General features: G+C 61.0%; 15 protein-coding genes. 10 read left to right on the top strand and 5 right to left on the bottom strand.

Annotated features, from left to right (window positions below):
• Positions 1–74 precede the first annotated feature (74 nt).
• Both CRO59_RS00440 and CRO59_RS00435 read left to right on the top strand, forming a co-directional pair.
• Positions 75–608 (top strand): gluconokinase, encoded by a 534-nt coding sequence (locus CRO59_RS00440; protein ID WP_027612589.1) that lies wholly within the window; start codon positions 75–77, stop codon positions 606–608.
• 82 nt (positions 609–690) lie between these two features.
• Positions 691–2,046 (top strand): GntP family permease, encoded by a 1,356-nt coding sequence (locus CRO59_RS00435; protein ID WP_097085886.1) that lies wholly within the window; start codon positions 691–693, stop codon positions 2,044–2,046.
• A gap of 177 nt (positions 2,047–2,223) precedes the next feature.
• On the opposite strand, the gene alaC is transcribed toward CRO59_RS00435, so the two are convergent.
• Positions 2,224–3,441, bottom strand: a complete 1,218-nt coding sequence (gene alaC / locus CRO59_RS00430) for an alanine transaminase (protein ID WP_027612591.1) — start codon at positions 3,439–3,441, stop codon at positions 2,224–2,226.
• 137 nt (positions 3,442–3,578) lie between these two features.
• Between alaC and CRO59_RS00425 the strand changes: the two genes are divergently transcribed.
• The 3 genes from CRO59_RS00425 to CRO59_RS00415 all read left to right on the top strand — a co-directional run bounded on the left by CRO59_RS00425 (position 3,579) and on the right by CRO59_RS00415 (position 5,617).
• Positions 3,579–4,241 (top strand): LysE family translocator, encoded by a 663-nt coding sequence (locus tag CRO59_RS00425; protein ID WP_007969355.1) that lies wholly within the window; start codon positions 3,579–3,581, stop codon positions 4,239–4,241.
• A gap of 68 nt (positions 4,242–4,309) precedes the next feature.
• A complete protein-coding gene (locus CRO59_RS00420; protein ID WP_027612592.1) occupies positions 4,310–4,804 on the top strand; it encodes a GyrI-like domain-containing protein in 495 nt (164 codons plus the stop codon).
• A gap of 324 nt (positions 4,805–5,128) precedes the next feature.
• The gene (locus CRO59_RS00415) at positions 5,129–5,617 is read left to right on the top strand and encodes a GNAT family N-acetyltransferase (RefSeq protein WP_097085884.1); all 489 of its coding nucleotides are present in this window, start codon (positions 5,129–5,131) and stop codon (positions 5,615–5,617) included.
• Between the two features lie 134 nt (positions 5,618–5,751).
• On the opposite strand, the gene CRO59_RS00410 is transcribed toward CRO59_RS00415, so the two are convergent.
• Positions 5,752–6,357, bottom strand: a complete 606-nt coding sequence (locus CRO59_RS00410) for a pyridoxamine 5'-phosphate oxidase family protein (RefSeq protein WP_097085881.1) — start codon at positions 6,355–6,357, stop codon at positions 5,752–5,754.
• Between the two features lie 18 nt (positions 6,358–6,375).
• Positions 6,376–6,861, bottom strand: a complete 486-nt coding sequence (locus CRO59_RS00405) for an N-acetyltransferase (protein WP_097085879.1) — start codon at positions 6,859–6,861, stop codon at positions 6,376–6,378.
• A 141-nt stretch (positions 6,862–7,002) separates the two neighbouring features.
• On the opposite strand from CRO59_RS00405, the gene CRO59_RS00400 reads away from it, so the two are divergent.
• The 3 genes from CRO59_RS00400 to CRO59_RS00390 are packed head-to-tail and all read left to right on the top strand — an operon-like array spanning position 7,003 to position 9,035.
• Entirely contained in the window at positions 7,003–7,428 is a 426-nt protein-coding gene (locus CRO59_RS00400; protein ID WP_097085877.1) for a nuclear transport factor 2 family protein, read from the top strand.
• 40 nt (positions 7,429–7,468) lie between these two features.
• Complete coding sequence (locus CRO59_RS00395; RefSeq protein ID WP_007969364.1) at positions 7,469–7,813, top strand: YciI family protein; 345 nt, start codon at positions 7,469–7,471, stop codon at positions 7,811–7,813.
• Positions 7,806–9,035 (top strand): RNA polymerase sigma factor, encoded by a 1,230-nt coding sequence (locus CRO59_RS00390; RefSeq protein WP_097085875.1) that lies wholly within the window; start codon positions 7,806–7,808, stop codon positions 9,033–9,035. Before CRO59_RS00395 ends, CRO59_RS00390 begins: the two co-directional genes overlap by 8 nt.
• Positions 9,036–9,141: 106 nt before the next feature.
• Here the strand turns inward: CRO59_RS00390 and CRO59_RS00385 are convergent, their stop codons facing one another.
• On the bottom strand, positions 9,142–9,996 hold the full coding sequence (locus CRO59_RS00385; protein WP_097085873.1) for a LysR family transcriptional regulator: 855 nt from the start codon (positions 9,994–9,996) through the stop codon (positions 9,142–9,144).
• Positions 9,997–10,085: 89 nt separating this feature from the next.
• Here CRO59_RS00385 and CRO59_RS00380 point away from each other — a divergent pair, with 89 nt between their 5' ends.
• Complete coding sequence (locus tag CRO59_RS00380; RefSeq protein WP_027612600.1) at positions 10,086–10,523, top strand: multidrug/biocide efflux PACE transporter; 438 nt, start codon at positions 10,086–10,088, stop codon at positions 10,521–10,523.
• Positions 10,524–10,693: 170 nt separating this feature from the next.
• Here the strand turns inward: CRO59_RS00380 and CRO59_RS00375 are convergent, their stop codons facing one another.
• Complete coding sequence (locus CRO59_RS00375) at positions 10,694–11,449, bottom strand: SDR family NAD(P)-dependent oxidoreductase (RefSeq protein WP_027612601.1); 756 nt, start codon at positions 11,447–11,449, stop codon at positions 10,694–10,696.
• Between the two features lie 120 nt (positions 11,450–11,569).
• Here CRO59_RS00375 and CRO59_RS00370 point away from each other — a divergent pair, with 120 nt between their 5' ends.
• On the top strand, positions 11,570–12,466 hold the full coding sequence (locus CRO59_RS00370) for a LysR family transcriptional regulator (protein ID WP_097085871.1): 897 nt from the start codon (positions 11,570–11,572) through the stop codon (positions 12,464–12,466).
• Positions 12,467–12,505 lie beyond the last annotated feature (39 nt).

Genomic DNA, 12,505 nt, shown 5'->3' with positions numbered 1-12,505 from the left:
GCGTCGGCAACTTCTGCCTGTGCACTAGAGTCATAGCTAGCAAAGGTAGCGCTGTCTGCGCGCTGAGGTGTTATATGAGTCATCCCATCACCGCCCTGGTCATCATGGGCGTTGCCGGTTGCGGCAAGACGTGCGTCAGCGAGGCCCTGTGCCAATTGAGCGGCGCCACTGCCATTGAAGGCGATACTTTTCATCCGGCCGCCAACATCGAAAAGATGAGCGCGGGGATCCCCCTGAACGACGACGACCGTGCCGGCTGGCTCGACAGCCTGTGCGATGAACTGCGTCGCGTCGATGCATCGGGTAAACGCCCGGTGCTGACCTGCTCTGCCCTTAAACACAGTTATCGCGAAGTGCTACGCAGTGCCTTGCCGGGCCTGGGCTTCGTGTTTCTTGAGCTGACCCCTGAAGTCGCCGCCGACCGCGTATCGCATCGTCCGGGCCACTTTATGCCGGCAACGTTGATCGAAAGCCAGTTCGCCACCCTCGAATCGCCGGTAGGTGAGCCGTTGACCCTGGCGCTGAATGCTTCGATCCACAGCGTTGAAGAACTGGCGGCCCAGGCGCACGTCTGGTGGCAGGCCCACGGTTTGAAACAGGCGGTATGAGTGTGTTGAAAGAGCTAGCGCTGTCCTCACGAATTCTGTTTAACCCGCTTTAATAACAACAACAAGCCAGGAGACACCCCCAATGTTTGGCATGTCCCACGACGCCTACCTGCTGCTCGATGCAGTGGTCACGGTAATCGGCCTGATTATCCTGATCACCAAATTCAAGATTCACCCCTTCATCTCGCTGACCATTGCGGCCGCGTTCCTCGGCCTGACGTCCGGCATGCCGATCGGCACCATCATCAAGGCGTTCCAGGACGGCTTCGGTGGCGTGCTCGGTTTCGTCGGCATCATCCTCGCGCTGGGCACCATGCTCGGCAAAATGATGGCCGAATCCGGTGGTGCCGATCAGATCGCGCAGACACTGATCCGCGCCTTCGGCAAGGACAAAGTCCAGTGGGCAATGATGTTCGCCGCGTTCCTGGTGGGCATTCCGCTGTTCTTCGAAATCGGCTTCGTGCTGCTGATTCCGCTGGTGTTCATCGTTGCCCGCCGCACCGGTGTGTCGATCATCAAGATCGGTATCCCGCTGCTCGCCGGCCTGTCCGCAGTACACGGTCTGGTGCCGCCGCACCCGGGCCCGCTGCTGGCGATCGGCGTGTTCGGCGCCGACATCGGCAAGACCATCCTCTACGGTCTGATCGTTGCGCTGCCGACCGCCATCATCGCCGGTCCGATCTTCGGTACCTTCATCGCCAAGCACATTCCCGGCACGCCGAATCAGGAGCTGGTCGATCAACTGGCCCGTGAAAGCGACGACTCAACCAAGTTGCCGAGCTTCAGCATCACCCTGATCACCGTGCTGCTGCCGGTGTTCCTGATGCTGCTGAAAACCTTCGCTGACGTGGCGCTGCCGGACGGTCACTTCTTCCGCACCTGGATGGACATGATCGGTCACCCGATCTCGGCCCTGCTGCTGGCCTTGCTGCTGTCGCTGTACACCTTCGGTCACAAGCAGGGCATCGGTTCGCAGCAGATGCTCAAGTGGCTGGACGCGAGCCTGGCGCCGACCGCCGCGATCATCCTGATCATCGGTGCCGGTGGTGGCTTCAAGCAGATGCTGGTGACCAGTGGTGTGGGCGACGTGATCGGCCACATGGCAGTCAGCGCACAGATTTCACCGATCCTGCTGGCGTGGCTGGTGGCGGCGGTGATTCGTATTGCTACCGGTTCGGCCACCGTGGCGACTATCACGGGCGCGGGCATCGTGGTGCCGGTGGTGGGGATGATTCCGGGCGTCAACCGTGAGCTGCTGGTGCTGGCCACCGGTGCCGGGTCGTTGATCCTGTCCCATGTGAACGACGCCGGCTTCTGGCTGGTGAAGCAGTACTTCAACATGACCGTGGCCGAAACCTTCAAGACCTGGACCGCGATGGAAACCATCCTGTCGGTGGTGGGCCTGGGCTTTATCCTGCTGTTGTCGCTGTTCGTTTAAGCGATCACACAGACACAAAAAAACCGCAGCGATGCGGTTTTTTTGTGCGCTGATTTTAGGGTTCACCCAAAACCAATGTGGGAGCGAGCCTGCTCGCGAAGAGGCCATGTCAGACAACCAATATGTTGACTGATAGACCGCTTTCGCGAGCAGGCTCGCTCCCACAGGGGGCAGGTGTCAGGCGCCAGTTTTGGTGACTAAGCCATCCGCCCGGAACATCCCGCGAATCCCGCGCACCGCCTGACGAATCCGGTCCTGGTTTTCAATCAGCGCGAAGCGCACGTGATCATCGCCATACTCACCAAAGCCCACCCCCGGCGAGACGCAGACCTTGGCCTCGGCCAGCAGCTTCTTGGCAAATTCCAGCGAACCCAGATGCGCATAAGCCTCGGGAATCTTCGCCCAGACGTACATCGAAGCCTTCGGATTCTCGACCATCCAGCCCAGCTCATGCAGGCCTTTGACCAGCACGTTACGACGCTGGCGATACTGCTCGGCGATGTCGCGCACGCATTGCTGATCGCCTTCCAGCGCAGCAATCGCCGCCACTTGCAGCGGAGTGAAGGTGCCGTAGTCGTGGTAGCTCTTGATCCGCGCCAGGGCGTTGACCAGCTCCGGGTTGCCGACCATGAAACCGATGCGCCAGCCAGCCATGTTGTAGCTCTTGGACAGGGTGAAAAACTCCACTGCGATGTCCTTGGCGCCGGGCACCTGCATGATCGACGGGGCTTTCCAGCCGTCGTAGACGATATCGGCGTAGGCCAGGTCGTGAATCACCAGCACGTCGTACTGCTTGGCGAGGGCGATCACCCGTTCGAAGAAATCCAGCTCGACGCACTGCGCGGTGGGGTTGGACGGGAAACCGAGGATCATCATTTTCGGCTTGGGGATCGAACCGCGAATCGCCCGCTCCAGTTCATCGAAGAAGTCCACGCCCGGCACCAGCGGCACCGAACGCACCTGGGCGCCGGCAATCACCGCGCCGTAGATGTGAATCGGGTAACTCGGGTTCGGCACCAGCACCGTGTCGCCCTGATCCAGGGTCGCCAGCATCAAGTGCGCCAGGCCTTCCTTGGAACCGATGGTGACAATGGCTTCGCTTTCCGGGTCGATATCGACCGCGTAGCGTTGCTTGTACCAGTTGGAAATCGCCCGGCGCAGGCGCGGAATGCCCTTGGACGTGGAGTAACCGTGGGTGTCTTCACGTTGGGCAACTTGTACGAGTTTTTCGACGATGTGCGGCGGTGTGGCCCCGTCGGGATTGCCCATGCTCAAGTCGATGATGTCTTCACCACGACGCCGCGCGGCCATCTTCAGCTCGGCGGTGATGTTGAAAACGTAAGGGGGGAGTCGATCAATGCGCGCAAAGCGGCGCGGCGAACCTTGTTCAGCCATTGTTGCCTCGGATAACGTAAGCGCCCGGAACCGTCCGAGCGACGCTGGTCACTGCGGTGACCTGTGGCGGAAGATAAGGGCAGCGATGGCAGACTGTCCAGCGTGCACGACAATAATTTTTTCCAAGGAAATGCTTAATGGAATTCACCAGCGGCTTCTTGCTGAGCCTTTCGCTGTGCCTGGACATCGGCGTAGCCAACATCGCGATGATCACCCTGGCGATGCAGCGCGGTTACTTTCAGGGCTTCGCGCTGGGCCTCGGCACTTGCGTCGGCGACCTGATCTACGCGGTGCTGGCGCTGGCCGGGATGACCGTGTTGCTGCAGTACGAAAGCGTGCGCTGGGTGCTGTGGATCGGCGGGTCGGCGCTGCTGATCTACTTTGCGGCGAAGATGATCTATTCGGCGATTCACCATGAGGCGCAGTTGGCGGCGACGGCGGAGGTGGGGCAGAACTCGCATCGCAAGGAATTCTTCCGAGGGATCTTCCTCGCTATGTCCTCGCCTAGCGCGATCCTCTGGTTCGCCGCGGTTGGCGGCACCCTGATCGCCCGTTCCGGTGGCGGCGGTCCGCTCAGCTCGGCGCTGTTTCTCGGCGGTTTTCTCTGCGCCGGCCTGCTGTGGTCGGCCGGTCTGTGCTTTGCCGCAAGCCACGGCGGCAAGTTGCTCGGCGACAAGCTGTTGCGCTACTCCTACATGGCATCGGCGGCGATCTTCTGCTATTTCGCGGTTTACGTGATCGTATCCGGTTATAACGAGTTCGTCGGCTCCGGCGCTGCCGACCAGTTGCACGCCTTGTGACATTGCGAATCGGGTTTGGCTTCTATACTCAGCAGCCGAACCCCTACTTTTGTTCCAGGAGTCGAGTCATGGATGAGCAAAAACGCGTCGAAGTGGCGGAACCTCGCTTCGAACATGGACACTTCCTGCTGATCGCGGGATTTCGTGGACGATTTACCCAGGACACTGCCAAGGACATCCCCGCGCTGTGGGAAAAGTTCTTGCCGCACCTGGGAAAGATACAGGGACAAAAAAACGAAGTGACCTACGGCGTCTGCAGCAATTTCGACGGCAAGGGTGGCTTCGACTACATCGCCGGGGTAGAAATCAGCAAGCTCGATGACCTCGACCAGAAGGTCTATCAGTGGGTCGAAGTGCTGCCCCGGCAGTACGCGGTGTTCGAGCACAAGGGACCGCTCGACCAGTTGCCGCAAACCCTGCAATACATCTACAAGACCTGGCTACCGACTTCCCATTACGTGGAACTGAATGCCCCGGAGCTGGAGCGCTACAGCGCCGATTTCAATCCGCGACTGCATACCGGCAAACTGGAAATCTGCGTGCCAGTCGACAGCAAAGCCTGAACCAATAACGCTGAGGCGGATCACTGATCCGCCTCATGTTGTTCAACCGCGCTTGCCTTTGCCCAGCCGTCGCGCCCGCAACAGGTCGATGCCCAAGGTGATAAAGCCGAACGTACTGATGCCCAACACCATCAACAGGCCGATTTCAACGCTGCTCATAAGCGGTTACCCCCAAGGGTGATCAGAGACACACCGCAGGAATAGCCCGTCAGCGGCACGAAGAAAAGCGCTTATACGCAGGCTTTACGCCCCCCGCGCGGATCGATATGAACACCTTATTCCTTTATGCTTTGCGCACTTTTCTCCGTTGATTTTCGAGCTGCCATGAACACCGTCATCCGCAACGTCACCGCCGCCGACCTGGATCGCTGCTACGCCATCGAAACCGTTGCCTACGAAGGCGATGAAGCCGCCACTCGCGAGAAGATCGCCACGCGCATCGCCACCTGGCCTGAGGGTTTCATCGTCGCCGAAGTAGACGGCGTAGTCGCCGGGTTCATCAACTCGGGTGCGGCGTTTGATGTGCAAATGTCCGACGAGGCGTTCAAGGAGCTGATCGGTCACGATCCGCAAGGGCCGAACGTGGTGATCATGTCGGTGGTGGTGCACCCGGACTATCAGGGCCAGGGTTTGGCCAAGCGACTGATGGCCGAGTTCATCGAGCGCATGCGCGGGATGGACAAGGCGACGATTCATCTGATGTGCAAGGAGAAGCATATTCCGCTGTACGCCGGGTTCGGCTTTGCCTACATCAAGCCGTCGGAGTCCGACCATGGCGGGATGGCGTGGCACGAGATGATCCTTACTTTGTAAGACATCACTCATAACCTGTGGGAGCTGGCTTGCCAGCGATAGCGGTGGGTCAGTCGACAGCAATGTTTGATGTGCCGATGCCATCGCTGGCAAGCCAGCTCCCACAGGTTCTAGCGGTGTTTGCAATTCCCCGTTCAGTAGAGAGTGTCGCTTACTCTTTTCGGTGCTTCGCGGTCGTAGGTCTCGGCGTCAAACTGCCCGTCGTTCAGGCGCTTGTGGAAGGCGCCGGCAGAGGGCAGGGCCGAGCGCGGCAGGTGGGTTTCCGGGTTCCAGGCGTCAGAGCGTACAAAGGCTTTCGAGCAGTGGAAAAACGCCGCCTCTACCGTCACCAGCAACACCGTTTTCGCCGGTTTGTCGTTCACCGCAAAGCTTTCCAGCAGCTCAGGATCGGCGCTGATGGTCGCGGTGCCATTGACCCGCAAGGTCTCGCCAATGCCCGGAATGATGAACAGCAACGACACCCGTGGATCGTGCAGCACATTGCGCAGGGTATCGATGCGGTTGTTGCCCGGGCGGTCCGGCAGAGCCAGGGTGTTTTGGTCAATGACCCGCACGAACCCGGCTTTGTCACCGCGCGGCGAATTGTCGAGACCGTCGGCGCCCACCGAGCTGACGATCACCAGCGGCGACAGGCGCACCATCGCCTGATAATCCTCGTTGAGAAAACCGATCTGCTTGCGCACCGCGCGGTCGTGGGGCAGGCCGTAAATAGCTTCCAGTGCTTCGATTGAATCGATCATCGTGCATCCCTCGATGATTTAGAAAAACAGTCCCATACGCCGTTCGTAACCGACCCGGCCCTTGTACGCTTCGCCGCTGTCGACGAAACCGTGTTTGGCGTACAGCGCGATGGCGGCATCGTTATCGGCATCCACCGACAGTTCCAGCCCCTTGATCTCCGGCCATGCTTCACGCGCCACCTCGGGCAGCGCCTGCAGGCAAGCCTTGCCGTAACCTTTGCCCTGCGCCCGGTGGTCGACCTGCAGGGCGTGCAGGGTGGCGCTGTGTTCATTGGCCCAGGCCGGCAACACGGGCGGGCGCTTGAGCAGCAGGAACGCCACCGGCACCTGGTCGGCCAGCAGGGCAAAGCCTTTGACGCCGGGATCAGGTTTGGACAGCAGCGTGTGCAGCGCGCCGTGAATGTCGCCGGAGAACTTGATCTGCTCGGGATGGATTTCAATCGCCTCGACCTGCTGACGCTGCAACGCGTTCAGGCTGTCGTACGGCACGAGTTGGGCTGACACGGGAATTTCCTTTTTCCTACAAAGATGAGCCTCGGATTCTAGCGATTTTGTGTTCGGCGGAAATTTTTTGTTTCGACTGTCGATCTGCCCGATGGCCGAACGACTAAAGGTGTCTTCACAACAAAAACCACGGAGAACACCATGAGCGCACAGACTGAAATCCAAGCCCTGATCAACACCTACCGCGAAGCGGTGATGACCAAGGACGTCGACAAAGTCATGGCGTTGTATGCCGATGACATCCTCTCTTTCGACGCGATCAAGGCCCTGCAATTCAAGGGCAAAGCGGCCTACCGTGCCCACTGGGAAGCCTGCATGGAGATGTGTTCCGGCCCGCACGTTTTCGAGTTTCACGAGATAGCCATCGAGACCGCCAACAACCTCGCCTTCGCCCATTGGGTGACGCATTGCGGCGGCACCAACGACAAGGGCGAAACCCAGAGCTGCTGGATGCGCGCCACCGCGTGCTATCGGCAGGTCGGCGGGACGTGGAAGATCGCTCACGAGCACTGGTCGGCACCGTTCGATCCGATGAGCGGCAGCACGCTGTTCGATGTGCAGCCCTGATCTTCAGCCATAGTTGATCCGTTCGATTCAGGAGAAAACCATGAAGTATTTATGCTTGGTCTACAGCGATGAGCGCCTGCTGCACACCTCGCCCGACAGCCCGGAAGACGCCGAGTGCTGGGCCTACGCCGAGTCGATTCAGGGCAGCGGGCGGATGGTCGCGGCCGAAGCGCTGGAGTCGGTGCAGACCGCGACCACGGTGCGCATGCGCAACGGCAAGCTGTCGATCACCGATGGCCCGTTCGCTGAAACCAAGGAGCAACTGGCCGGTTTCTACCTGATCGATGCCAAGGATCTCAACGAAGCGATTCAGGTCGCCGGTAACATTCCGGCGGCCCGGGTCGGCAGCGTTGAAGTGCGTCCGGTGCGGCAGTTGAATGTCTGAAGTCCGGGCGCGGGTCGAGCAGGTCTATCGCGAAGACTCGCGGCGGATTCTGGCGACCCTGATTCGTCTGCTCGGGGATTTCGACCTCGCCGAGGAAGCCTTGCACGAGGCGTTCTTCGTCGCGGTCGAGCGCTGGCAGCGCGACGGTGTACCGGACAATCCGCGCACCTGGCTAGTGTCCACCGGGCGTTTCAAGGCCATCGATGTGTTGCGCCGCCGCGCTCGCTTCAAGGCCTCACAGCCGCTGTTGCTGGCGCAGCTCGAAGAACTGGAACAGGCCGACTGGAGTGGCGAAGACGTGGAAGACGACCGCCTGCGGCTGATCTTCACTTGCTGTCACCCGGCGCTGGCGGCGGACGCGCAAGTGCCGCTGACCCTGCGTGAAGTCTGCGACCTGACCACCGAGGAAATCGCCCGCGCGTTTCTCTCGGCGCCGGCGGCGATTGCCCAGCGCATCGTGCGCGCCAAGGCGAAGATTCGCGATGCAAAAATCCCTTATCAAGTACCGAGCCTGAGCGAACTGCCCGAGCGCCTCGACAGCGTGCTGCGGGTGATTTATCTGGTGTTCAACGAAGGCTATTCGGCATCGATGGGCGCCGAGCTGACCCGCGAAGATCTGACTCGCGAGGCGATTCGGCTTGGGCGGTTGCTGATGGAGCTGCTGCCGGAACCGGAGGTCATGGGCCTGCTGGCGTTGATGTTGTTGCATGAGTCGCGGCGGCCGGCGCGCACGTCACCCAGTGGAGAATTGATCCTGCTGGATGACCAGGATCGCTCGCGCTGGGATGCCGGGTTGATTGCTGAAGGTTGTGCGCTGGTGGAGCGGGCGCTGACCACCCGAAGGTTCGGGCCGTATTGCCTGCAAGCGGCGATTGCCGCGGTGCATGCCGAAGCGCCGTCAGCGGCGGAAACCGATTGGCAGCAGATCGTCGGGCTGTATGACGTGCTGTTGCGGGCGGTGCCGTCGCCGGTGATCGAGTTGAACCGCGCGGTGGCAGTGGCCAAGCGCGATGGGGCGCTGGCCGGGCTGACGCTGATCGAGGGGATTCTGGATCGCGGTGAGTTGCAGGATTACCACCTGGCGCATTCGGCGCGGGCGGAGTTTTGTCGGCAGTTGGGCCGGGTGGAGCAGGCGCGGGCGGCGTATCGGCGAGCACTGGAACTGACCCGGCAAGAGCCGGAGCGGCGGTTTATCGAGGGGCGGCTGAGCGAACTGGATTGATCCGAGATATTCATTGGCAGTGCCGGCCCCTTCGCGAGCAAGCCCGCTCCCACAGGCGATCGCATTCCAACTGTGGGAGCGAGCCTGCTCGCGAATGGGCGCGCCGCTATTCCAGCATCTTGCTCAGCAACCAGCTCCCCGCCGGCCCCGGCGGATACAGCCGCGACCACAACGCATCGACATACACCGGCCGCGGCCAGCCGCGCACCGTCAGTTCCACCAGCGAGCCATTACCGAAACGCGCCACCAGCCAGCGCGGCAGCGCCGCCCAGCCGAAGCCCATCTCGGCCATTTCCATCAGCATCAGGTAACTCGGCGCCGACCACACCCGGCCCTTTGCCCGGCTGTCGTAGGGATTGACGATGGTCGCCAGGCGCAACTCGCGATGCTGCTCCAGCACCTGCTGGTCGACCCGTTCGACACGGGTCAGCACATGATCATCTTTGACGAACAGCGCCAGGTCAGTGCGCTCGGCGACGGTCGAGGTCACCAGATCCGGTGGATAGGTGTCCTGCATTTCGGCAAACGCCAAGTGTGCGCGGCCACGCTGGACCAACTCGATCAGGTCGTCACACTCGGCGATCAAGCAATCCAGTTCCAGGTCCGGATAACGCTGCTCGAAGCCGACCAGTGCCGCTTCAAATCGCGCTGACTGGTAGGTGTCGGAAATCGCCACGGTCAGCTTCGGCTCGACGCCTTGTGCCAGTTGCCGGGCGCTCATTTCCATACGACTGGTGGCCGCCAGAATCGCCTCGGCCCGTTGCAGCATCACATGGCCGGCCGGAGTCAGGGTCGGTTTGCGGCTGCTGCGGTCGAACAGAATCAGATCCAGATCGATCTCCAGGCTGGCCACTGCCGCACTGATGGTCGACTGACTGCGCCCCAGCTTGCGCGCCGCTGCAGAAAACGAACCCTGAGTGGCCGCTTGCACGAACGCCAACAGCACTTCTTGCGAAGCCATGAACTATCGCCTTGATCGATGGTTATTGGTTATGAAGTATCGGTATGGTGGCCGATCATGGCAACCCTCTTCACTCAAGGAGTCAGGCCATGACTGCCAACAAATCCATCACTGAACGTATCTTCCAGGCCATCGGTTTCGAGTGTCTGGCGATCTTGATCTGTACCCCGTTACTGGCGTGGATCATGGACAAACCGCTGCTGGACATGGGCGCGGTGACCGTGCTGATTGCCCTGCTGGCGCTGGCGTGGAACGTGCTGTTCAACGGCTTTTTCGACCGCATGCTCAAGCGCCTGAACATCGCGCACAACGCCTGGACGCGGGTGGTCCATGCGCTGCTGTTTGAGGGCGGATTGATCGTGATGGGCGTGCCGCTGATTGCCTGGTGGTTGTCGGTCAGCCTGTGGCAGGCGTTCTTGCTCGACATCGGCGTTCTGCTGTTTTTCCTGCCGTACACCTATGTGTATCACTGGGGCTATGACGTGGTGCGCGAGCGCCTCGTGACCCGCCGGGTATGCGCGGGATAAGCACAACCTGTGGCTAATGCAAAACCTGTGGCGAGGGGATTTATCCCCGATGGGGCGCGTAGCGGCCCTTCTTTTTATCCAGAAAAGAAGGGCCTGCTGCGCAGTCCATCGGGGATAAATCCCCTCGCCACAGAGGCTCTCACCAAGAAAGTTTTTAGTGAATGGGGGATTTAAAGGAACATCCCGCCCGACGCCTCGACCCTCTGCCCGTTGATCCACTGCGCACCCGGCGCCAGCAGCATCGACAGCGCACCCCCAATATCATCCGGTTGCCCGGCGCGCCCCAGTGCGGTGTTGCTCGCAACCATCGCGTTCAACGCGGCGTTGTCGCGCACCGCACCGCCGCCAAAGTCGGTCTCGATGGCGCCCGGCGCCAGTATGTTCACGCCGATCTGCCGCGCGCCCAGCTCCTTGGCCTGATAGCGGGTCAGCACTTCCATCGCGCCTTTCATCGCGGCGTAGGCGGCATAACCCGGCAGGCTGAAGCGGGTCAGGCCGCTGGAGATGTTGATGATCCGGCCGCCGTCATTGATCAGCGACAGCAGTTGCTGAGTCAGGAAGAACGGCCCTTTGAGCTGGATATTCATCAGCAGGTCGAACTGTTCCGGGGTGGTCTCGGCGAACGCCGCGTGCACTCCGATCCCGGCGTTGTTGATCAGGAAGTCGAAACGCGGACGCTCCAGTTGCTGCAGCGCCTGCTCCACCCGCGAAGCGAAATCGGCAAAGGTTTCGCTGCGACCAACATCCAGTTGCAGCATCACGGCTTTGGCGCCGCGTTGTTCCAGTTCAGCCACCAGCGCCTGGGCTTCATCGGCGCGGCTGTTGTAGGTGCCGATGATGTCCACGCCTTCGGCGGCGAGGTGCAGGGCGGCGTTCTTGCCCAGGCCACGGCTGGCACCGGTGATCAATGCGATTTTGCGGCTCATGTGAAATCCTCGATTGCGTTGAGTGGTGATGAGCAAAGTTTATTTATCCGCCATGGGGTGATAAACAGACTGAAACCGGAATCACTGATCGACTCAGCCGAACAATCAACGGGTGTCCTGATGAACAAACTGGAACTGCTGCGCACCTTCGTCCGGGTCAGCGAACTGTCGAGTTTCACCCTGGCCGGGGAGAGTCTTGGGTTGCCGCGCTCGACGGTTTCCGAACACGTCCAGGCCCTGGAAACCCTGCTCGGCACCCGCCTGCTGCAACGCACCACGCGCAAGGTGCAGGCGACTCAGGACGGCTTGGTGCTGTACGAACGCAGCAAGGATCTGCTGTCGCACATGGACGAGATCGAGGGGCTGTTTCGGCAGGATCCGGCCTCGCTGAGCGGGCGGATTCGTGTCGACATGCCGAACATCCTCGCGCGGCGCCTGATCATGCCGCTGCTGCCGGAGTTCATGGCGCGCCACCCGAATCTGGAACTGGAAATCAGCAGCACCGATCGCCGCGTCGATCTGCTCAGCGAAGGTTTCGATTGCGTGGTACGCATCGGCGCGCAGCCGGATCAGTCGGTGGTGGCGCGGCACTTGGGCGACTTCCCGATGATCAACTGCGCCAGCCCCGCGTACCTCGAACGCTACGGCGTGCCGCAGACGTTGGAGGATCTGGCGCAGCATCGGCTGGTGCACTACGTCGGGGTGCTCGGTTCGCGCTCGGAAGGGTTTGTGTATGAACAGGACGGACAGGTGCGGCGATTGCCGATGGCTGGCAGCGTCACGGTCAACAGCACCGATGCTTACGAGTCGGCGTGCCTGGGCGGCTTCGGCCTCATCCAGGTGCCGCGCACCGGCATGCAACCGCACCTCGAAACTGGCGAGTTGGTGACTGTGCTGCCGCAGTTCACGGCGCCGGCGATGGGCATTTCAATCCTGTATGCGCGGCAACGGCATTTGCCGCTGCGGGTGCGGGTGTTCATGGATTGGTTGGGGGAGGTGATTCGTTCGACGCTCTGACTGATACCGCAGATCAACTGTAGGAGTGAGCCTGCTCGC

Source organism: Pseudomonas sp. LAMO17WK12:I5 (genome assembly GCF_900215165.1).
GTDB classification, from domain to species: domain Bacteria; phylum Pseudomonadota; class Gammaproteobacteria; order Pseudomonadales; family Pseudomonadaceae; genus Aquipseudomonas; species Aquipseudomonas putida_A.
Note: the sequence above shows the minus strand (reverse complement) of the source record. Positions and strands in the feature narration are given on the sequence as shown.

Coding starts and splice junctions, on each gene's coding strand:
- CRO59_RS00440 (WP_027612589.1), top strand. CDS start 75: ATGAGTCATCCCATCACCGCCCTGGTCATCATGGGCGTTGCCGGTTGC.
- CRO59_RS00435 (WP_097085886.1), top strand. CDS start 691: ATGTTTGGCATGTCCCACGACGCCTACCTGCTGCTCGATGCAGTGGTC.
- alaC (WP_027612591.1), bottom strand. CDS start 3,441: ATGGCTGAACAAGGTTCGCCGCGCCGCTTTGCGCGCATTGATCGACTC.
- CRO59_RS00425 (WP_007969355.1), top strand. CDS start 3,579: ATGGAATTCACCAGCGGCTTCTTGCTGAGCCTTTCGCTGTGCCTGGAC.
- CRO59_RS00420 (WP_027612592.1), top strand. CDS start 4,310: ATGGATGAGCAAAAACGCGTCGAAGTGGCGGAACCTCGCTTCGAACAT.
- CRO59_RS00415 (WP_097085884.1), top strand. CDS start 5,129: ATGAACACCGTCATCCGCAACGTCACCGCCGCCGACCTGGATCGCTGC.
- CRO59_RS00410 (WP_097085881.1), bottom strand. CDS start 6,357: ATGATCGATTCAATCGAAGCACTGGAAGCTATTTACGGCCTGCCCCAC.
- CRO59_RS00400 (WP_097085877.1), top strand. CDS start 7,003: ATGAGCGCACAGACTGAAATCCAAGCCCTGATCAACACCTACCGCGAA.
- CRO59_RS00395 (WP_007969364.1), top strand. CDS start 7,469: ATGAAGTATTTATGCTTGGTCTACAGCGATGAGCGCCTGCTGCACACC.
- CRO59_RS00390 (WP_097085875.1), top strand. CDS start 7,806: ATGTCTGAAGTCCGGGCGCGGGTCGAGCAGGTCTATCGCGAAGACTCG.
- CRO59_RS00385 (WP_097085873.1), bottom strand. CDS start 9,996: ATGGCTTCGCAAGAAGTGCTGTTGGCGTTCGTGCAAGCGGCCACTCAG.
- CRO59_RS00380 (WP_027612600.1), top strand. CDS start 10,086: ATGACTGCCAACAAATCCATCACTGAACGTATCTTCCAGGCCATCGGT.
- CRO59_RS00375 (WP_027612601.1), bottom strand. CDS start 11,449: ATGAGCCGCAAAATCGCATTGATCACCGGTGCCAGCCGTGGCCTGGGC.
- CRO59_RS00370 (WP_097085871.1), top strand. CDS start 11,570: ATGAACAAACTGGAACTGCTGCGCACCTTCGTCCGGGTCAGCGAACTG.